At 73.4% G+C, this 19,253-nt stretch carries 16 protein-coding genes and 1 pseudogene; 8 read left to right on the top strand and 9 right to left on the bottom strand.

Features of this window, described 5'->3' with window-relative positions; genetic code table 11:
- Positions 1-74 precede the first annotated feature (74 nt).
- Together EAO76_RS42160 and EAO76_RS42155 are read right to left on the bottom strand one after the other, a co-directional pair.
- On the bottom strand, positions 75-1,178 hold the full coding sequence (locus EAO76_RS42160; protein WP_148841511.1) for an ROK family protein: 1,104 nt from the start codon (positions 1,176-1,178) through the stop codon (positions 75-77).
- Entirely contained in the window at positions 1,175-2,134 is a 960-nt protein-coding gene (locus tag EAO76_RS42155) for a dihydrodipicolinate synthase family protein (RefSeq protein WP_148841510.1), read from the bottom strand. The genes EAO76_RS42160 and EAO76_RS42155 overlap by 4 nt, the downstream gene beginning before the upstream one ends.
- Positions 2,135-2,287: 153 nt before the next feature.
- Here EAO76_RS42155 and EAO76_RS42150 point away from each other — a divergent pair, with 153 nt between their 5' ends.
- Positions 2,288-2,983 carry a FadR/GntR family transcriptional regulator gene (locus EAO76_RS42150; RefSeq protein ID WP_148841509.1) on the top strand — a complete coding sequence of 232 codons (696 nt, stop codon included), beginning with the start codon at positions 2,288-2,290 and terminating at the stop codon, positions 2,981-2,983.
- Positions 2,984-3,120: 137 nt separating this feature from the next.
- Here EAO76_RS42150 and EAO76_RS42145 read toward each other — a convergent pair whose 3' ends face one another.
- Entirely contained in the window at positions 3,121-3,714 is a 594-nt protein-coding gene (locus EAO76_RS42145; protein WP_148841508.1) for a TetR/AcrR family transcriptional regulator, read from the bottom strand.
- Between the two features lie 116 nt (positions 3,715-3,830).
- Here EAO76_RS42145 and EAO76_RS42140 point away from each other — a divergent pair, with 116 nt between their 5' ends.
- Both EAO76_RS42140 and EAO76_RS42135 read left to right on the top strand, forming a co-directional pair.
- Positions 3,831-4,952 carry an ABC transporter permease gene (locus tag EAO76_RS42140; RefSeq protein WP_148841507.1) on the top strand — a complete coding sequence of 374 codons (1,122 nt, stop codon included), beginning with the start codon at positions 3,831-3,833 and terminating at the stop codon, positions 4,950-4,952.
- The gene (locus EAO76_RS42135) at positions 4,949-5,641 is read left to right on the top strand and encodes an ABC transporter ATP-binding protein (RefSeq protein ID WP_148841506.1); all 693 of its coding nucleotides are present in this window, start codon (positions 4,949-4,951) and stop codon (positions 5,639-5,641) included. The genes EAO76_RS42140 and EAO76_RS42135 overlap by 4 nt, the downstream gene beginning before the upstream one ends.
- Positions 5,642-5,742: 101 nt before the next feature.
- Here EAO76_RS42135 and EAO76_RS42130 read toward each other — a convergent pair whose 3' ends face one another.
- From EAO76_RS42130 to EAO76_RS42110, 5 genes are all read right to left on the bottom strand, one after another.
- A complete protein-coding gene (locus EAO76_RS42130) occupies positions 5,743-6,924 on the bottom strand; it encodes an FAD-dependent monooxygenase (protein ID WP_262376216.1) in 1,182 nt (393 codons plus the stop codon).
- A 184-nt stretch (positions 6,925-7,108) separates the two neighbouring features.
- The gene (locus tag EAO76_RS42125; protein ID WP_148841505.1) at positions 7,109-8,551 is read right to left on the bottom strand and encodes an exo-alpha-sialidase; all 1,443 of its coding nucleotides are present in this window, start codon (positions 8,549-8,551) and stop codon (positions 7,109-7,111) included.
- 203 nt (positions 8,552-8,754) lie between these two features.
- On the bottom strand, positions 8,755-10,044 hold the full coding sequence (locus tag EAO76_RS42120; RefSeq protein ID WP_262376215.1) for a GDSL-type esterase/lipase family protein: 1,290 nt from the start codon (positions 10,042-10,044) through the stop codon (positions 8,755-8,757).
- 14 nt (positions 10,045-10,058) lie between these two features.
- Complete coding sequence (locus tag EAO76_RS42115; protein ID WP_148841504.1) at positions 10,059-11,051, bottom strand: acetylxylan esterase; 993 nt, start codon at positions 11,049-11,051, stop codon at positions 10,059-10,061.
- Positions 11,052-11,313: 262 nt separating this feature from the next.
- Entirely contained in the window at positions 11,314-12,045 is a 732-nt protein-coding gene (locus EAO76_RS42110) for a FadR/GntR family transcriptional regulator (RefSeq protein ID WP_148841503.1), read from the bottom strand.
- Between the two features lie 186 nt (positions 12,046-12,231).
- On the opposite strand from EAO76_RS42110, the gene EAO76_RS42105 reads away from it, so the two are divergent.
- From EAO76_RS42105 to EAO76_RS42085, 5 genes are all read left to right on the top strand, one after another.
- On the top strand, positions 12,232-13,827 hold the full coding sequence (locus EAO76_RS42105) for an ABC transporter substrate-binding protein (protein ID WP_148841502.1): 1,596 nt from the start codon (positions 12,232-12,234) through the stop codon (positions 13,825-13,827).
- Positions 13,828-13,979: 152 nt separating this feature from the next.
- Complete coding sequence (locus EAO76_RS42100; RefSeq protein ID WP_148841501.1) at positions 13,980-14,930, top strand: ABC transporter permease; 951 nt, start codon at positions 13,980-13,982, stop codon at positions 14,928-14,930.
- A 1-nt stretch (position 14,931) separates the two neighbouring features.
- On the top strand, positions 14,932-16,899 hold the full coding sequence (locus EAO76_RS42095) for a dipeptide/oligopeptide/nickel ABC transporter permease/ATP-binding protein (protein ID WP_148841500.1): 1,968 nt from the start codon (positions 14,932-14,934) through the stop codon (positions 16,897-16,899).
- Positions 16,896-17,903 (top strand): ABC transporter ATP-binding protein, encoded by a 1,008-nt coding sequence (locus EAO76_RS42090; protein WP_148841499.1) that lies wholly within the window; start codon positions 16,896-16,898, stop codon positions 17,901-17,903. The genes EAO76_RS42095 and EAO76_RS42090 overlap by 4 nt, the downstream gene beginning before the upstream one ends.
- On the top strand, positions 17,900-18,835 hold the full coding sequence (locus tag EAO76_RS42085) for a dihydrodipicolinate synthase family protein (RefSeq protein WP_148841498.1): 936 nt from the start codon (positions 17,900-17,902) through the stop codon (positions 18,833-18,835). The genes EAO76_RS42090 and EAO76_RS42085 overlap by 4 nt, the downstream gene beginning before the upstream one ends.
- Before the next feature lie 166 nt (positions 18,836-19,001).
- Here the strand turns inward: EAO76_RS42085 and EAO76_RS47080 are convergent.
- Positions 19,002-19,253: pseudogene (locus EAO76_RS47080) on the bottom strand (peptidase); the annotation flags it as partial.

Below are 19,253 nucleotides of genomic sequence, written 5' to 3'. Positions count from 1 at the left end.
GAACTGGCCGACTCGCTCCGGGGCGGGGGACGGGGCGTCCGTCGTTTCCTGCGCAGCGGTCGGGTCCTGTGCGGTCATCGGTCGGCTCCCGGTCGGTGGAGGGGAAGGGTGGTGGTGAGGGCGGCGGCGCCACGTACGGCCGCGTCGGCGCCGAACCGCGGCGGCTCGGGCCGGAGCCCGCGCAGCGGTGGCATCAGTTCCGGGACGAAGGCGGCGGTCAGCGCGTCCCCGTACAGCGGGCCGATGCGGGGGACTCCGCCGCCGACGACGACCCGGTCGGGCCCGAGGGCGTTGGCGAGTCCGCCGAGCGCGCGCCCGGTGGCGGCCGCGCCGACGGTGATGGCGCGGACGGCGTGGTCGTCGCCCCGCGCGGCACGGGCCGCGACGGTTTCGAGCCGGTCGACGGGGGCGCCGGTCAGCCGCTCGTAGTGGGCGGCGATGCCGGGGCCGGAGGCGATGACCTCCAGGTGCCCGGTGGCGCCGCAGGTGCAGGGCAGTCCGGCCGCCGCGGGGCTCGGCAGATGGCCCAGGTGCCCGGCGATGCCGGACGCGCCGTGCAGCATCCGCCCGTCGACGGCGATCGCGCCGCCCACGCCCGTGCCGACGGCCACGAACAGCAGCGACCCGCCGCCCGCGCGCCGTGCCCCCGACGCCGTCCGGCGCGCGCCGGACGATCCGCGCCCGGCCGGATCGTGCCCGGTCGGTGCCGTTCCGTGCGGGGGTTCCGGCTCGGACGGCGCGTGGTCCGTCCCCGGGGCGGTCAGTGCCGCCAGCTCCGGACCGGCGGTGGCACGTACGTCGTTGTCGCAGGCCACCGGGTAGCCGGTGCGGTCCGCGAGGCCGCTGCCCAGCGCGGTGCCGGCCCAGCCGCGGATGGTGTCGGTGGCGCTGGTGACCAGGCCGGTACGGGGATCGACGACCCCGGCCGCCGCGATGCCGAGCGCCGTGGCCAGCCGCCCGGGGTCGACGGCGGCGGCGGCCCCGGCGAGCGCGTCCAGCACCGCCGACGCGCCGTCCCCGGCCGGGGTCGGCCGGGTGTGCCGGGCCAGGACCGTGCCGTCGGCGGCGAAGAGCGCGGCGGCGATCTTCGTACCGCCGAGATCGAGCCCGATCACCGCCGCCCCCGTCCCGGGGCCCGGCGCCGCTCCTTCGGGCACCGGGCGGGAGGAGGCGCTCATCGGACCGGGGACAGGCCGGCGGCGCGCAGGTACCGGCCGACCTCGGCGACCGACTCGGCGCTCAGCGGGATCTGCGGGAAGGCCGTGGCGCCGCACTCGATGACACCGAGCAGACGGAGCGCCGCCTTGAACGAGCCGAGCGCCGAGGAGCTGCGGCCCATGTCCGCCTCCGGCCCGGCGTCGACCATGCCGAACAGCTCCACGAGCCGCTCCTGCTCCTGAGCGGCGAGCGTCCAGTCCCCGGCCAGGGTGGCCTCGTACAGCCGGACGTACCCGGCCGGGTCCACGTTGCCGATGCCCGGCACGACCCCGTCGGCCCCGGCCAACAGGGCGGCGTCCACCGTGAGTTCGGAGCCGGTGAGCACACTGAACTCCGGCGCCGGGCCCACGCCGCGGCCGCCCCGGCCGCCCAGTTCGACGAGCAGCCTGCGCAGCCCGCCCTCGTCCCCGCTGCTGTCCTTGAGACCGGCCAGGGTGCCGTCCTCGGCGAGTTCGCGCACCAGCGCGGCGGACAGCTTGCTGTGCACCGCGACCGGGATGTCGTACGCGAACAGCGGCAGGTCCACCGTCGCGCGCAGCCTCCGGAAGTGTCCGGCGATCTCCGCGGGGTGGGTCCGGGTGTAGAACGGCGCGGTGGCGACCAGGGCGTCCGCGCCGAGCGCGGCGGCGGCCCGGGCGTGGTGGATCACGCGCGCGGTGGTGGTGTCGATGACACCGGCCAGCACCGGAACCCGGCCGGCGGCCGTCTCGACCACCGTCCGCAGCGCCGTGGCGCGCTGCTCGTCGGTGAGGTACGCGACCTCGCTGGTGGAGCCGAGCGCGAACAGCCCGTGCACCCCGCCGTCCACGAGGTGCTCGACGAGCCGGGCGAGGGAGGCGGTGTCGACCTCCCCCCGGGAGTCGAGCGGGGTGCAGACCGGCGGGACGACGCCGCGCAGCGGTGTGGTCAGGGACATGGTGAGGGCTCTCCAGCTCGGTGGGGGCGTCGTTCCACGGCACCGAGGATTCCGTGGAACGCGACATGAGACGTAAGATGTCCTATGTCTGGCTCACCTTAAACAGATGCTCCTGCGACCGGTCAAGGGGCAGTCGAAGCGCAGGAGGACGTTGTGACACGCCCCACCGTGGCCCAGGACCTGGAGCGCCGGCTCAAGGAACTGATCCTGGAACGCAGGCTCGCCCCCGGTGACGCGCTGCCGACCGAGGCGGAGTTGATGGAGCTCTTCGGCGTCGGCCGGGTGTCGGTGCGGGAGGCGTTGAAGGGGCTCCAGGCCATGAACGTCGTGGAGATCCGCCGGGGCTCCGGAACCTTCGTCGGTTCGCTGTCGCTCTCGCCCTTCGCCGAGGGGCTCGCCTTCCGGGCGGCCGTCCGCCACCGGCGGGGCGAGCCGGGGCTGCTCGAACTGATGAAGGTGCGCGAGGCGTTGGAGACGGGGCTGATCGGCGCCGTCGCGGCCGGCATCCCGGACGGGGACCTCGACGTGCTGCGCGGCCTCGCGGCGGAGATGGGGGCCGAGGCCCGCGCCGGCGGGCGGGTGGCGCGCGGCACGGACCGGGCCTTCCATCTCGCGCTCTACGCCTCGCTCGACAACCACCTGCTCAGCGAGGTGCTCGACGCCTTCTGGGCGGCCATGGACCGGGTGCGCGAGGACCTCGACGACGGCCATCAGGACCCGGCGGTCACCTGCGCCCAGCACCACGAGATCGTCGAGGCGGTGGCGGCGGCCGACGGCGAGCGCGCGGTACGCGCCATGCGCACCCACTTCGACGGCATCCGCGCCCGCCTGGAGCCGCGCCGCCCGTAGCGCCGCCCGTAGCGCCGCCCGTCGTGCCGGGCGGCGCGTGAGTCCCCGGCCGCCGGATCGGCCCATCGGCCCATCGGCCATCGGCCCGTCGGTCCGCCGCCCCTGCCCCGCCGGTCGTGGATCCGTCGGTTCGTCCGTCAGTCCGCCGGCCGGTCCGCTCCGACGACCGCCGCGACCGCCATCCGCACCGCCCGGTCCGCCACCGCCGCGTGGTCGTCGCCCGACTCGATCGCCGTCGTGGCGGCGTTGACGATCCCCTGCAGCAGCAGCGCCGTGCGCCGGGGGTCCTCCTCGCCCAGCTCGGTGAGCGCGCCGATCAGCGGGGTGAGCAGCTCCCGGTGGACCCGTGCCGCGCTCTCCCGCACCACCGCCGCGTCCCGGACCCCGGCGAGGGCCTGGGCGAGCCGGTGCTCCCCGCTCCGCACCAGATCCAGCTGGGACGACACGTACGCCGCGATCTTCTCCTCCGGTGTGCCCGCCGCCGACATGCCCGCCCGGATGGCGTCCGTCCAGCGCGGCATCGCGTCCTCGACGACCGCGGCGAGCAGCTCGGGGCGGCCCGGGAAGTACTTGTACACGCTGTTGCGGGCCAGGCCGGTGGCCCTGGCGACCGCCGCGAAGGTCACGGCCTCGGCGTCGCCCTCCTCCAGCAGTGCGCGCGCCGCCCGCACCAGGGCCAGTCGCTGCTGGGCGTGGTGCTCGACGACCGTGGCGGCACTGATCCGGGGCACGCGCCCAGTGTAGGAGGCCGGACCCACCGGTCGACCCCCAGTTGGAGACGGTGTGTCGCCATCATCTATGTTGGCGACACACCGTCCCTAACATCGATCCACCGAAGGGAACCGCCGTGTTCCTCGCACTGCTGGAGCTGCGTGCCGCCCGAGGGCGCTTCCTGCTCATGGGGTCCGTCGTGGTGCTCGTCGCCGCACTCGTCGGCATCGTCTCCGGCTTCACCACCGGCCTCGGCGACGACACCATCTCCGCGCTGCGCCGCCTCCCGGCCGCGCAGTTCGTCTTCTCCTCCGACGCCCGGTCCGACCAGTTCGCCCGCAGCCTCCTCGACGAGGAGACCGCCGACGCCTGGCGGAAGGACGCGGGCACCGACACCGCACCGCTGGGCGTCTCCATCACCCGCGGCACGACGGACCGGGGCGCCGAGGTCGACCTCGCCGCCTTCGGCATCGAGCCCGACTCCTTCCTCGCCCCGTCCGTCACCCGGGGCGAGGGCCTCGCGGGCGCCGGAGCGGACAGCATCGTGATCTCCGCGAAACTCGCCGACGAGGGAGTGCGCGTCGGCGACACCCTCGTCATCGACCGGCTGGGCATCGAACTGCGCGTCGTCGGCCTGACCGAACGCCTCAGCTACGGGCACGTGCCCGCCGCCTACGTCCCGCTGAAGACCTGGCAGCGCATCCGGTTCAGCACCCCCGGCGCCCCCGCCTCCGCCACCGCGGCGATTCCCGACCAGTTCAGCGCGCTGGCCCTGAGCACCGCGCCGGGCACCTCGGCCGCCACCCTCGACGAACGCCACTCCACCACCACCCTCACCAAGGAGAAGGCGTACGAGGCGGCCCCGGGCTACACCGGCGAACGCGTCACCATGACCTCGATCCAGGTCTTCCTCTACCTGATCGCACCCCTGGTGGTCGGCGCCTTCTTCGCCGTGTGGACCGTGCAGCGCCAGCCCGAACTCGCCCTGCTGCGCGCGCTCGGCGCCTCCCGGCGGAAGCTGCTCGCCCACACCGTGCTCCAGGCGGGCCTGGTCGTCGTCCTCGGCACCGCCGCGGGCGCCGTACTCGCCGGGGCGGTCGGGCTCCTGGTCGGCGAGAAGGTGCCGTTCAGCCTGCCCGCCACCACTCTCGCCACCACCATGTGCACCGTCGCGGTCGTCGGCCTCGCGGGCACCGCGCTGACCCTGCGCCGGGTCACCCGCGCCGACCCCCTGACCATGCTGGGAGCCAACCGATGAGCCTCGAACTGATCTCCGTCACCGTCGGGTTCGGCCGCACCGACACCCGTACCACCGTCCTCGACGGCCTCGACGTCACCTTCGAGGCCGGCCGCACCACCGCGCTCGTCGGCCCCTCGGGCTCCGGCAAGTCCACCCTGCTGGCCGTCGCCGGGGCGCTGCTGCGGCCCGACTCCGGGCAGGTCCTGCTGGACGGCGACGACCTCGCCGTGCTCTCCGACCGGGGACGCGCCAAGGTGCGCAGGGAACGCATCGGCTACATGTTCCAGAGCGGCAACCTGCTCTCCGGACTGCCCGCCGTCGAGCAGCTGCTGGCCGCCGCGTACATCGGCGGCGAACGGCCCCGCGCCCACCGGGCCCGTGCCGAGGAGGCGCTGACCCGGGTCGGTCTCGGCCACCGGCTGCGCCACCGGCCCGACCAGCTCTCCGGCGGCGAACGCCAGCGCGTCGCCCTGGCCCGCGCGCTCTTCCGCTCCCCGAAGCTCCTGCTGGTCGACGAACCGACCGCGGCCGTCGACCGGTCGCAGGCCGGCGAACTGGCCGCGCTCCTCGCCGAACGCACCCGCCAGGACGACTGCGTCACGGTCGTGGCCACTCACGACCCGGCCGTGGCGGAGGCCGCCGACCGGGTCGTGGACATGGCCGAACTGACCGCCGCGGTGGCCGGGGCCGCGCGCTCCGGCCACTGAGACACCGGCTCCCGGCCGCGGCCCCCGTGGGCCGCGGCCGGGAGCCGGGCGCACCGGGCGCGGACACCGGCCGCCGGGAACCGGTCCCGGCGGCCGGACGGCTATGCCCGGTGCACGCCGCCGTACAGATAACTCCGGTCGCCGTTCAGCGAGGCCCGGCTCCACGCCTCCACCTCGGCGGGCCCCATCGTCGCCCAGTCGGGCGTGCGCTCGACCAGATCGCGCCCCAGCCGACGGCCCAGCTCCACCAGCCGGGTCCCCTCGGCGGTGCGCTCGTCGGCGTACCGGCGCAGCGCCTCGGCCACCGGGACCTCGGCGCGCAGGGCCCGTTCCAGGCACAGCGCGTCCTGCAGCGCCTTGACCGCGCCGCTGGCCGTGTGCGGTCTGGTGACGCTCGCCGCGTCGCCCGCCAGCAGGAACGGCGGCTCGGCGACGCGCGGTGTCACGAAGTCGGCGACCTGATGGAGGGCATGCGTCCCGTGCTCACCGCGGGTGACGATGTCGGCCCACTCCGCCGGGAAGTGCTCCTCGGCCAGGTCGCGCACGTACTCGACGGGCACCGGCTCCCGCGCACCGGCCGGTCCCGGGGCGGACCCGTAGACGACATGGGCCAGCAGCCGCGAGCCGGGCACCGGGCCCGGAATCAGATAGAAGACGGCGTGCCCGCCGGAGAACCCCAGGGTGACCCAGGCGGTCCGCAGCAGTTCCAGTGGCCCCGGGTGGTCGCGGAGCACGTCCAGCGGGACCGTGCCCCGCCACGCCAGATACCCGGCGGGCACCGGCCGGACGTCCGGGGCCACCAGGGCGCGGGTGACGGACCGGTGCCCGTCCGCCCCCACCACGATGTCGTACTCCCGCTCCCCGTCCCCGGTACGGATCAGGGCACGGCCCGAGGAGGTCCGGCCGACGGACTCGACGGGCAGTCCGCGGCGGTACACGCCCTTTCCGATCCGCCCGCGCAACGCCCGCCACAGCAGCCCCCAGTTGCACGCGGCCACCGGGGACCGCTGGCGGGCCAGCTCGCGCGAGGACCGCCCGCCCGGGGCCCGGGTGAGCCAGACGCGGTCGGCGACCGGGACCGTCGGCATGTCCGCGCCCAGATAACCGCCGGCCACCAGCTCCCGGTGGAGCGGGGGCGGCATGACGATCCCGAAGCCCCGCTCCTGCAACGCGCCGTCGCTGCGCTCGTGGACGGTGACCTCCGCCCCGGCCCGCCCCGCCGCGATCGCCATGGCGCAGCCGGCGATGCTGCCGCCGACCACCCCGATGCGCAAACCCGTCACCGCCACCGATCCACCGCCCGTCCCGACGCCCGCGAGGTGCCGACCGCCCTCATCGTCGCACCCGCCCGGGGCCGGGACGGGGGACACGCGGCGTGCACCCCGGGGCGTACGGCGTCGCCCGGGGCGCACGCGACCTCTGGGAGACGGTGTGCGCCCCGATCGCACGGACCGGGGCGCCGTCCGGTCACGGAGTGACCGTCACCGTCCCGCCGCCGGACGCCTGGAGGCCCATCGTGCGGTACGTCGCGGTGAGGGCGGCGTTCCCCGAGGCCCCCGCCGCCACGGTGACCGGGACCTTGATGTTGGCGCCCTGGCCCGGGTTCAGCGCGGGAATGCTCCGCTGCTGCGCCGTCCAGCCCGCCGGTACGGTCAGATCGACCGTGCCGGCCGCGCGTCGTACGTCCATCCGGTTGACGACGCGGACCGTCACCTCCGCGGCCGTCCCCGCCTTCAGGGTGGCCGGCGGGGTGATGGTGATGTCGGCGCAGGTGCCGCCCAGCCACTTCAGGTCGAAGGACGCGTACGTGATGTGCTGGTAGTCGGCCCGCTCGTAGAGCAGCCCGAGGCGGCCGCCGGGCAGCCGGGTCAGCGTCGAGTAGGCGGCGGAGCCCGGGTCGACGACCTTCCTGATCGGCCAGGACTTCCCGTTGTCGCAGGACATCTTCACCGTCAGGTTCCGCCGCGCCGACGCGTCCTCGGTGTTGCTGAACAGCAGCCACGACGACTGCGGGTCCGACGGCGGGGCGTCGGGGGCGTAACGCATCACCGAGGCGTTGTTCGCCGGGTCGGCGAGCCGGGTGTCCTGGACGAACGGGGTGTAGTTGACGCCGCCGTCGGTGGAGTACGCGATCGTCCGGTACGGCTTCGAACGGTTGTTGAGCATGACCCTGCCGTCCGAGAGCTCCACGGTCTTGTTCTCGTCGCCGCCGGGCCCGACCGGGTTGCCCATCTTCCAGGTCTCGCCGTGGTCGTCGCTGTAGGCGCTGGCCGCGTGGTTGGCGCCGTCGATGCGGACGGCGTACTGCTGGATCAGCCGCCCCTTGTACGCGCCGTGCCGCAGCTGGATGCCCTCCCCGGAGGCGGCGAACATGCCCGCCCAGGCCGGGTTCTTGATCTGCTTGGTGATGCGGCGGTGGGTCCAGGTCAGCCCGTCGTCGTCGGAGTAGCTGTAGTCGGCCTGGAGGACGTTCGGGTCGTTCTCGTCGTTGCCGGTGCCCGAGCCGAAGAAGCCCTGGTTCACCGAGGCCGCGTAGAAGAGGAAGATCCGGCCGGTCTCCCGGTCGACGAGGAGACTGGGGTCGCCGTACCCCTTGGGCGCGGCGTCCTTGCGGACCACCTGCTGCGGCTGCCAGGTGACGCCCCCGTCGGTGCTGCGGCGCAGTACGACGGAGATGTTGCCCGGCAGGTCGCCCAGGGTGGGCCGGGCGTCGTAGGCCGCGAGGACCGTGCCCCCGACCGAGGTGGTGAGCGCCGGGATGCGGTAGTGGGGCGAGCCCACCCCGTCGACGGTCAGGTCCTGGAAGGTCAGTTGGCCCGGGGCGGGGGCGGTGGCGCCGTGGGCGGTGCCGGCCGCGGTGGCGACCAGCAGGGCGGCGGCGAGCAGGGCGAGGGGGGCTTTTCGCTGCATGGGTGATCTCTCTTCTCGGAAGGGGTGGTGCTTCTGGGAAGGGCGGAGGATCGGGGGAGTGCCCGGCGGGACCGGCGGCCTCCGGCGGGCGTGCTCCGGACACACCCGGCACGCGTTCCGGACGGGGCCGGACGCGCTTTGGGCGTGCGCGGGTGTGTTCCGGACCGGCCGGGGACGCGCCCCGGGCGTGTTCGGGACGTGTTCTACGGGACGCGCAGGGAGCAGACCCGGCTGTCCCGGTCGAAGACCCGCAAGTCCTTGAACATCTTCAGGGCGAGGCGGTGGTGGCCCCGGTTGTTGGGGTGGAGCCCGTCGTTGAGCAGGGCGAGCGGGACCTGCCCGTCGCCCGTCCAGTCGGTGTGGTGGTCGACGAAGACGGCGTTCTGCTGCGCCGCGACCTCGCCCATGACCTGCGCGTACCGCGAAAGTCCCACCCGGCCGGGCCACTTGGCCGGATCGACCGGATTGGGCGACTGGAGCACCGGGACCGGCGAGCCGGGCAGGGCGCGCACCGAGCGCACGAGCGAGACGAGGTTGGCCCGGTAGGCCTCCGGGCCGAGCCCCGGGGTCGCGATGTCGTTCGTACCGATCATGATCGAGACGACCTCCGGCGAGAAGGCGGCGACCCGCTCCGCGAAGCCGGCGACGAGTTCGGCGCCGGTGGCCCCGCTCACGCCGGTGTCGATCACGAAGTCGCGGTTCTTCGGCTTGCCCAGCTCCCAGCGGACCCGCTCCGTCCAGTGCTCCGGGTAGCTGCGCCAGCCGTCGGTGTGCAGGGCGCCGTGGGTGATGCTGTCACCGGTGAGCACCCAGGTGGCGGGCGTGTCGCTGTTGAGGATCACGGAGATCCGACCCAGGTCGGCGGGGTCGGGACGGGGGCTCTGCGCGACCAGTTCGGACTCGCCGAGCACCCGGTCCCACACCGCGGCCCGTTCGATCGTGCCGGTGCAGAACCACTCGCCGCCGGGGTGGTCGCTGTCCAGGTTGCGGCCCAGGGCCATGGCGCCCAGCCCGGGGACGTCGCCGAGGAAGGCGCGCCGCGCCGTCTCGAACACCATGCGCCCACCGGCGTGGAGCCGGGTGCCGGAGGGGCCGACGGTGACGGCGACGGTGTGCGGGAGGCCGTCGTCGTAGCGCGTCCGGGTCACGACGTCGATGAGCACCGTGCCCTTGTTCCGGGCCGAGAACCGGAGGGCGCCGCGGGACAGGTTCAGGGTGATGTTGGAGGAGGGGACGGTCGGGTCCGAGGCGCTGAACAGGGTCATCGCCTCGTTGTGGCTGGTGGTGCGGAAGGTGACGAGGACGGTCCCGGTGACGAGCGATGCGAGTGCGCCGACCCGGTCCGACAGGTCGACGTACTCGGTGCCGTCCAGGTCCACCGGTGTGTCGTGGTCCAGGAGCGGGCCGCCGCCCGGGGCGGCGAAGGCGCGGCCGCCGAGCCGGGAACCCAGGGCCGCCGTGCCGGCGGCGAGGAGCATGGAGCGTCTGCGCACGGAAGAGCCTCCGGTCAGGAGTGTTCGGCCCGCCCCGACGGCGGGCCCGCGAACAGGGAACGCACCCAGGCCAGTTGCTCCCGCTGATGGTGTGCCGTGCCGCCCTCGTGCCCGTTGAACTCGTAGACCCGGACGTCCTTGGGGCCCGCGTAGTGGTTGTAGGCGGTGAAGCAGGTGGAGGGCGGGCAGATGTCGTCCATCATCGCGATGGAGAACAGTGCGGGAGCGGTGGCGCGGGTGGCGAGCAGCGCGGCGTCGAAGTACGACAGCGTGGTGAACGCCGTTTCGACGCGGTCGCGGTGGAGCCTCAGGTACTCGGTGATCTCGGTGTACGGCGGCCGGCCCGAGATCTCGGCGGCCCGCCGGAAGTTGCAGAGGAACGGTACGTCCGGCATCACTCCGGCCAGCCCCGGCACCAGCCCGGCCACCGCCAGCGCGATGCCGCCGCCCTGGCTGACCCCGGTGACGACGATCCGGTCCGGATCGATCCCGGGATGGGCGCGCATCGCCTCCACGCAGCGCACCGCGTCGGCGAACACCCGCCGGTAGTAGTACGTCTCGGGGCTCTCGATGCCGCGGGTGAGGAAGCCGGGGACGGTGCCGGCCGCCCCGGCGTCGGTGTCGGCGGTGGTGCCCGGTGCCGCCGACCAGCCCTGGCCCCGGGTGTCCATGATCAGGTGCGCGTGTCCGGCGGACGCCCAGAGGAGGTTCTCGTGGGCGAGGCCGCGCCCGCGCCCGTACCCCAGGAACTCCACGACGCAGCCGAGCGGTTCGGTGGCCCCGGCCGGCAGCCGCAGCCAGCCGCGCACCGGCCGCCCGGCGAAGCCCGGCAGCGACACGTCGTACGTACGGATGCGGGGGAGCCCGGCGTCGACGGGCGTGTACACCGGCTCCTCCCGCGGTGCCGGGCCCGGCGTGCGCGACCAGAAGGCGTCGAAGTCGGCCGGAACCGGCAGTTCGGGCCGGTAGGCGCGGCAGTCCGCGAGCGGGAGATCCGTCAACGGCATGGTGGTGCCCTTCTGGGTGCGACCGGGAGCTGAACGCCGACCAGCAGGACAGAAGACGTCAGATGTCCTGGCGGCACACGGACCCTAGGCAGTGCTCGCGGTGAGCGTCAAGGCCCCCGCCGGACCGGGTTCGGTGCCGAGGGGGCCGGGGGCTCCCGCCCGCGCCGAGCCCGGCCCGGTCCGGACGGGAGGCCCCGTGCCCGGCTCCTTCGGGAAGGCCCGGAGGGGGCGGGCGACGCGGGGCCGGTCCGGACGCGCGGAGTCAGCCCCGGGCGGCGTCGCGGGCCCGCGCCTCGGAGATCCGGCGCCTGACCGGGGCGTAGTGCTCGCCCAGGGCCTTCATGAAACCGACGATGTCGTCCGCCCGCGCGGCGTCCACGATGTTCTGGTGCGCCGCGATCGTCTCCATCTCGTCGGCCTGCGTGAACCCGTCGAGATGCGGCGCGACGATCGTGTACACGTCCCAGAAGGCCATCGAGAGCTGGCCGATCAGCTCGTTGCCGAGCGGGGCCACCAGCAGCTCGTGGAACGCCCGGTCGGCCTCCACGAAGCCGTGGCCGTCCCGGACGCCGGTCTCGCGCATGGTGGTGACCAGCGTGTCCAGTTTGTCGAGCTGCTCCTCGTTGAGCAGCGAGACGATCCGGTCGGCCATCCCGCGCTCGAACAGCTCGCGCACGTCGACCAGGTCGGCCATCACCTGGAAGTCGTCGTCGGGGGAGAGCAGTCCGCGGAAGGTCAGGCTCTCCACCAGGGCGGACAGGCTCAGCCGCCCCACGTAGGTGCCGTGCCCGTGACGCACCTCGACGATGTCCAGCGCGTCGAGGATCTTGACCGCCTCGCGCACGCTGGAACGGCTGGCGCCGAGCGCCTCGCACAGGGCCGGCTCGGTGGGCATCGGGTCCCCGGGGCGGAGCCGTTCGTCCAGGATGTAACGCTTGATGCCCTCGACGACTTCCTGCCGGAGCAACTGTCGGCCGGGCTTCGTACCGGACATGCGTGAACTCCCCACCTCTTGACCCCTCTCGATTGTCAAGCTACGTTCCCACGCTATCAAGGCATCAGACATCTGACGTCTTATGCCTTGCCGGTGGATCGACGCCCTTCGCGACCCCGTGTTCCCGACGCGCCTCCGATCCGTCCGACGCAGTCACGTCCCACCTTCGATGTCCCTGGAGGACCCGTGCCCGAGCTGAGACCCGCCGGTGTCGAGCGCCGCACCTTCCTGCGTTACGCCAGTGCTGTCGGTGCGGCAGCCGCCATCACGGCGAGCCTTTCCGCCTGCGGCGGACCATCCTCGACCGCCGACGGTGCGGCGGGCAAGGGCGACGGGGACGGCGTCATCGAAGCCGGCCTCTCGTACCCCCTGTCGACCGGCTTCGACCCCATGATCACCTCCGGCGCCACCCCCTACGCCGCCAACATGCACATCTTCGAGGGCCTCGTGGACCTCGACCCGGCGACGCTCGTGGCCCGCCCCGCGCTCGCCACGGAGATGCCGAAGAAGATCAACGCCACCACCTACCGGGCCACGCTCCGCGAGGGCGCCACCTTCCACGACGGCTCGCCGGTCACCGCCGACGACGTGGTGTTCAGCTTCGAACGCGTCCTGGAACCGAAGAACGCCTCGCTGATGGCCCAGTTCGTGCCCTTCGTCGACACGGTGAAGGCGGTTGACACGAGCACGGTCGAGTTCAAGCTCAAGCACCCCTTCGCGCTCTTCCCGTCCCGGATAGCCGTGGTCCGGATCGTCCCGAGGAAGATCGTCGAGCCGGACCCGAAGGCGTTCGACGCCAAGCCGGTCGGATCCGGGCCCTACCGGTTCGTCGAGGCCACCCGCGAGGACAAGATCGTCTTCGAGGCGTACGACAAGTACAACGGCGCCCACCCCGCCAGGGCCAAGAAGATGATCTGGCGCCTGATGTCCGACCAGTCGGCCCGTGTCAGCGCCATGGAGTCGGGCCGCGTCCAGGCCATCGAGGACGTTCCCTACATCGACGTGAAGCGGCTCTCGGGCTCCGTGAAGACCGAGTCCGTGCAGTCCTTCGGCCTGCTCTTCCTGATGTTCAACACCGCCGACAAGCGGTTCGCCGACAAGCGGGTGCGCCAGGCACTGCACTACGCCCTGGACACCGAGAAGATCATCTCCACCGCCATGGTCGGCAACGCCGCACCCGCCACCGGCTACGTCCCCGCCACCCACCCCGACTACCGCAAGGCCGCCACGGTCTACACCCACGACGTGGCGAAGGCGAAGCGACTGCTCGCCGAAGCGGGCGTCAAGAACCTCTCCTTCACCGTCCTCACCACCGACACCGGCTGGGTCAAGGACATCGCCCCCCTGCTCAAGGAGAGCTGGAAGGCGGCGGGCGTCGAGGTCACCCTCGACATCGCCCAGTCCCCGGCCCAGTACGCCAAGATCGACAAGGGCGACTTCGAGGTCCTGGTCGCCCCGGGCGACCCCTCCGTCTTCGGCAACGACGCCGACCTCCTGCTGCGCTGGTTCTACTACGGCTTCTGGCCCGAGAAGCGCTACGGCTGGGGCGGCTCGGCCGCCTACAAGCAGGTCAAGCGACTGCTCGACCAGGCCGCCGGCGCCGGGGACGAGGCCCGGCGCAAGGAACTGTGGGGCCAGGTCACCGACCTGATCGCCGACGAGGCCGCGCTCTACCCGATCCTCCACCGCAAGCTGCCCACCGCCTGGAACGAGAAGGCGCTGCCCGGCTTCAAGCCCCTGCCCACCACCGGCCTGTCCTTCCTGGACGTCGGCCACGCCTGACCGGCCGGGCCCGGACCGACCGCCCGACCGCCCGACCCGCCAGGCCCGGGACACCCCCGACCCAGGTGTCCCGGACCACCGGGGCCCTTCGCCCGGACCGGCCTCGACCCGGACGGAAGACCCCGGCCCGCCCAACCGCAAGGAACCCGACGATGGTTGCTTTTCTCCGGCTCGCGCTGCGCCGCGTCGCGATGATGCCGGTGATGATCCTCGGCATCGCGCTGCTCGTCTTCGTGGTGCTGCAGTTCTCGCCGGTCGACCCGGCCTTCAACGCGCTCGGGGAGAGCGCCACCCCCGAGGCCCGCGCGGCCTTCGCCGAGGCCAACGGCCTCAACGACCCCCTCCCGGTCCGGTACGTCCACTTCCTGGGGCAGCTGCTCCACTTCGACCTGGGCTCGACCGTCCCGCCCAGCCAGCCCGTCGTCGACCGGATCACGGCCGCCTTCCCGCTCACCCTCCAGCTGACCCTCCTCGGCCTGGCCCTCGCGGTCGTACTGGCCGTCGTGTCCGGCGTGATCGGCGCGATGTACCGGGACCGCTGGCCCGACCAGCTGTTCCGGGTCGTCTCCATGGCCGGGGTCGCCATCCCGTCGTTCTGGCTCGGCGTCCTGCTCATCCAGCAGTTCGCCCTGAACACCCGGATCTTCCCGACCGGCGGCTACACCAACCCCGCCGACTCCTTCGGCGGCTGGCTCACCACCATGACGCTGCCCGCGATCTCCCTCGCGCTCCCCGTCTCCGCCTCGCTCGCCCGCCTGGTGCGGACCGCGATGGTCGCCGAACTCGACCGCGACTACGTCCGCACCGCCCGCGGCAACGGACTCCCGCCGCTCCTGGTGATCCGCTCGGTGCTGCGCAACGCGCTCGTCACCCCGCTGACCGTGCTCGGCATCAAGGTCGGCTACATGCTCAGCGGAGCCGTCGTCATCGAAGCGATCTTCGACCTGCCCGGCATGGGCAAGCTCATCCTCGAAGGTGTCACCGGCGGCGACGTCGCCCTGGTCCAGGGCACCGTACTGACCATCGCCATCGCGTTCCTGGTGGTCAACGTCATCGTCGACCTGCTCTACCTGCTGGTCAACCCGCGCATCAGGACGGTGTGACATGTTCGCCACCGGCCGTCTGGCCACCAAACTGTCCCGACCGGGCATCGCGTTCCGCTCCCTCCCGGTCACCTCCCGCATCGCCCTCGGCGTACTGATCGTCGTCGTGCTCGGCGCAGTGTTCGCCCCGCTGTTCACCCAGGACCCGCTGACCACCGGCACCCCGGTGCAGGCCCCCGGCGCGGAGCACTGGTTCGGCACCGACCGGGCCGGCCGCGACGTCTTCGCCCGGGTCGTGCACGGCTCGCGCTACTCGCTGGTCATCGGCCTCGGCGCGACCGCCCTGGCCCTGGTCGCCGGGGCACTGCTCGGCTCGCTGGCGGCCACCTCCCGCAAGCTCGGCGACGAGTCCGTGATGCGGACCCTCGACGTCGTCATGTCCTTCCCGCCGATCGCGCTCGCCGCCGTGCTCGTCGCCGTCTTCGGCACCAGCGTCCCGGTGATCATCTTCACCATCGCGTTCGTCTACACCCCCTCCCTGGCCCGCGTCGTCCGCGCCAACGTGCTGTCCCAGTACGGCGAGGACTACGTCGCGGCCGAGAAGGTCATCGGCGCCCGACGCGGCTACATCGTCCTGCGGCACGTCGCCGTCAACTGCATGGCCCCGGTCATGGTGTTCGCCACCGTCATGGTCGCCGAGGCGATCATCTTCGAGGCCAGTCTCTCCTTCATCGGCGCCGGGGTGCAGGACCCCGACCCCAGCTGGGGCAGCGTCCTCGCCTACGGCCGGCAGATCCTCCTGGCCGGCGGCTGGTGGGCCACCTTCTTCCCCGGCCTCGCCCTGCTGATCACCGTCCTCGCCCTGAACATCCTCTCCGAGGGGCTCACCGACGCCTCCGCGGCGCCCAGGAGCGCCCGCCCCGCCGCCGATCCCGCCGCGGCCACCGGCCCGGACCCGGTCGAGGCCGCCTCCTCCGCCGACGTCGACGCCGCGCTCGCCCGGCTCGCCGACCGGATCCGGGCCACCGAACCCACCATCACCCCGGTGCGCGAGGACGCCGCCGAACTCCTCGTCGTCCGCGACCTCGCCATCCGCTTCCCCGACCGCTACGGCGACATCCCCGTCGTCGACGCGCTGAACTTCACCGTCCACGAGGGCGAAACCCTCGGCCTGGTCGGCGAGTCCGGCTGCGGCAAGTCCATCACCAGCCTCGCCGTCATGGGCCTGCTCGCCCGCAACGCAGAGGTCAGCGGCGAGATCCGCTACCGCGGCCGGAACCTGCTGGAACTGTCGCCGAAGGAACGCCGCGCCCTGATGGGCCCCGAGATCGCGATGGTCTACCAGGACGCGCTCTCCTCCCTCAACCCGTCCGTCCTCGTCGGCACCCAGCTCAAGCAGCTCACCTCGCGCGGCGGCACCCGGACCCCCGCCGAACTCCTCGAACTCGTCGGCCTCTCGCCCGAACGCACCCTGCGCAGCTACCCGCACGAGCTCTCCGGCGGCCAGCGCCAGCGCGTCCTGATCGCCATGGCGCTCTCCCGCGACCCCCGGCTGCTCATCGCCGACGAGCCGACCACCGCCCTCGACGTCACCGTCCAGGCCCAGGTCGTCGAGCTCCTCGTCCGGTTGCGCGACGAACTCGGCTTCGCGATGGTCCTCGTCTCGCACGACCTGGCCCTCGTCGGCGACCTCTCGCACCGCGTCGCCGTCATGTACGCGGGCCGCCTCGCCGAGATCGGCGCCACCCGCTCCGTACTCACCGGCCCCACCCACCACTACAGCCGCGGCCTCCTCGGCTCCGTCGTCTCCCTGGAGGCGGGCGCCGAACGGCTGCACCAGATCCGCGGCATCGTCCCCGCGCCCCAGGGCTTCGGCACCGGCTGCCGGTTCGCCTCGCGCTGCGCCGCCGCCACCGAACTCTGCCGCACGACCCCGCCCGCGCTCGCCCCGGGCGAGGGCACGAACGACCACGCCTTCGCCTGCCACCACCCGGCGAAGACCGTGCAGCTGGAAGGGAGCGCCCTGTGATCAGGCTCGAAGGCGTCCACGTGCGCCACAAGGCCCGCAGCGGCGGAGTGTTCCGCCGGGACGCGGTGCACGCCCTCACCGACGCCACCCTGGAGGTCGGCCGGGGCGAGATCGTCGGCCTGGTCGGCGAGTCCGGCTGCGGCAAGTCCACCCTCGCCCGCGTACTGACCGGGCTCCAGAAGCCCACCGAGGGCCGGGTCCTCTTCCACGACGAGGACCTGTGGGACATGCCCGGCGCCCGGCGCCGCGACGAGTTCGGCTCCGCCGTCGGCGTCGTCTTCCAGGACCCGTCCACCGCCCTCAACCCGCGCCTCACGGTCCGTCAGATCCTGCGCGATCCGCTCGACGTGCACCGGCGGGGCACCCGGGAGGAGCGCGAGACCCGCGTCGAGGAACTCCTCGACCTGGTCGGCCTGCCCGGCCACACCCTCGCGGCCCTCCCCGGACAGCTCTCCGGGGGCCAGCGCCAGCGCGTCGCCATCGCCCGCGCCCTGGCCCTCGAACCGGAGCTGATCGTCGCCGACGAGCCGACCTCCGCGCTCGACGTCTCCGTCCGCGCCCAGGTCCTCAACCTCCTCGTCGACCTGCGCGAACGCCTCGGCCTCGGCATGGTGTTCATCTCGCACGACATCCAGACCGTGCGCTACCTCGCCGACCGCGTCGCCGTCCTCTACCTCGGCCGGATCGTCGAGGAGGGACGCGCGGCGGACGTCGCCGGAAGCCCCGCGCACCCGTACACCGAGGCACTGCTCTCGGCGACCCCCAGCCTGCTGGAGTCCACCGAACGGATCGTGCTCACCGGCCCGGTCCCCTCGGCGACCAACCCGCCGACCGGCTGCCCGTTCCGCACCCGCTGCTGGAAGGCGGACGACGCCTGTGCCACGGCCTTCCCCGCCCCGGCCACCGGCCCGGACGGGCACCGCTGGCACTGCGCCCACCCCCAGCACTCCGGGACCCCCGCCGGGGACCCGGCCCCCGTACCGTTCGCAAGGAGCACCGCATGACCGCCCGAACTCCGCGCCATTCCGGAGTGATCCCGCCCGTCGTCACCCCGCTCACCGAGGACGGCGAGATCGACCGGCCGTCCCTGGAACGGGTCGTGGGGCACCTCCTCGACGGCGGCGTCAGCGGCCTGTTCGCCCTCGGCAGCTCCGGCGAGACCGCCTATCTGACGCCCGCCCGGCAGGACGAGGTCATCGAGATCGTCACGGCCGTCTCCGCCGGCCAGGTCCCGGTGCTCGTCGGAGCCATCGAGACCACCACCGACCGCGCGATCGAACGGGGCCGTGCCGCGGTCGGGCTCGGCGCCGACGCGGTCGTCGTCACCGCGCCGTTCTACACCCGCACCCACGACACCGAGATCGACCGCCACTTCCGTGACGTCGCCGCCGCCCTCGACCGGCCGGTCCTGGCGTACGACGTGCCGGTCTGCGTGCACAGCAAGCTCACCCCGGAACTGCTGCTGCCGCTCGCCGCGGACGGCGTACTGGCCGGTGTGAAGGACTCCAGCGGCGACGACGGATCCTTCCGCCGCCTGGTCATAGGGTCCCGCGACCTGCCGGAGTTCTCCGTGCTCACCGGGCACGAACTGGTCGTGGACGCGATGATGCTGGGCGGGGCCGACGGCTCGGTCCCCGGGCTCGGCAACGTCGATCCGCATGGCTACGTACGCCTCCACGAGGCCGCGGTGCGTGGCGACTGGGCCGCCGCCAGGGCCGAACAGGACCGGCTCGTCCGGCTCTTCGACATCGTCCGCGCGGCCCGCCCCGGCACGGCGTCCGCCACCGCCGCCGGCCTCGGCGCGTTCAAGACGGCCCTGATGCTGCGCGGGATCATCGCCACCAACGCGGTGAGTCCGCCGATGCGCCGCCTGGACGCGGCCGAGACCGCCGAGGTCGCGGCCTGCCTGGACCGCGCGGGACTCTCCCGGGTCTGATACGGGACCCTCCCGGGCCCGAGCGGAACCGGGGACGGGAGGGGCGGGAACGACGAAGGGGCGGGGTCCGCCGTCACAGTCCGAGCTGTGACGGCGGACCCCGCCCTTTCTCTATCTGCTGCCCGGTGACCTACCGCTCGTCACCGCTGCCCGGAGGCCGCTCCGGTCAGTCCCGCGTGGCACGGGCACGGCGGACCAGCAGGGTCCCGCCGAGCACCATGGCCGCGGCGGCACCGCCGGCCAGGCCGAGCTTCGCGTCCGAGCCGGTGTGCGCCAGCTGCGGCGGCTTGTGGTGAGGCGGCTTGTGGTGCGGGGGCTTGTGGTGCGCCGGCTCGGGGTGGTTCGGAGGCATGGTGGCGGGGTGGTCGGAGGAGTGGTGGGCGGCGTGGTCGGAGGAGTGGTCGGGGGAGTGGTGGGC

It is taken from the genome of Streptomyces sp. sk2.1, from assembly GCF_008120935.1.
Taxonomy (GTDB): domain Bacteria; phylum Actinomycetota; class Actinomycetes; order Streptomycetales; family Streptomycetaceae; genus Streptomyces.
Note: the sequence above shows the minus strand (reverse complement) of the source record. Positions and strands in the feature narration are given on the sequence as shown.

What these genes read in the sequence shown, in the direction of transcription:
- EAO76_RS42160 (WP_148841511.1), bottom strand. Translation starts at nt 1,178, where the DNA reads ATGAGCGCCTCCTCCCGCCCGGTGCCCGAAGGAGCGGCGCCGGGCCCC.
- EAO76_RS42155 (WP_148841510.1), bottom strand. Translation starts at nt 2,134, where the DNA reads ATGTCCCTGACCACACCGCTGCGCGGCGTCGTCCCGCCGGTCTGCACC.
- EAO76_RS42135 (WP_148841506.1), top strand. Translation starts at nt 4,949, where the DNA reads ATGAGCCTCGAACTGATCTCCGTCACCGTCGGGTTCGGCCGCACCGAC.
- EAO76_RS42125 (WP_148841505.1), bottom strand. Translation starts at nt 8,551, where the DNA reads ATGCAGCGAAAAGCCCCCCTCGCCCTGCTCGCCGCCGCCCTGCTGGTC.
- EAO76_RS42115 (WP_148841504.1), bottom strand. Translation starts at nt 11,051, where the DNA reads ATGCCGTTGACGGATCTCCCGCTCGCGGACTGCCGCGCCTACCGGCCC.
- EAO76_RS42110 (WP_148841503.1), bottom strand. Translation starts at nt 12,045, where the DNA reads ATGTCCGGTACGAAGCCCGGCCGACAGTTGCTCCGGCAGGAAGTCGTC.
- EAO76_RS42100 (WP_148841501.1), top strand. Translation starts at nt 13,980, where the DNA reads ATGGTTGCTTTTCTCCGGCTCGCGCTGCGCCGCGTCGCGATGATGCCG.
- EAO76_RS42095 (WP_148841500.1), top strand. Translation starts at nt 14,932, where the DNA reads ATGTTCGCCACCGGCCGTCTGGCCACCAAACTGTCCCGACCGGGCATC.
- EAO76_RS42085 (WP_148841498.1), top strand. Translation starts at nt 17,900, where the DNA reads ATGACCGCCCGAACTCCGCGCCATTCCGGAGTGATCCCGCCCGTCGTC.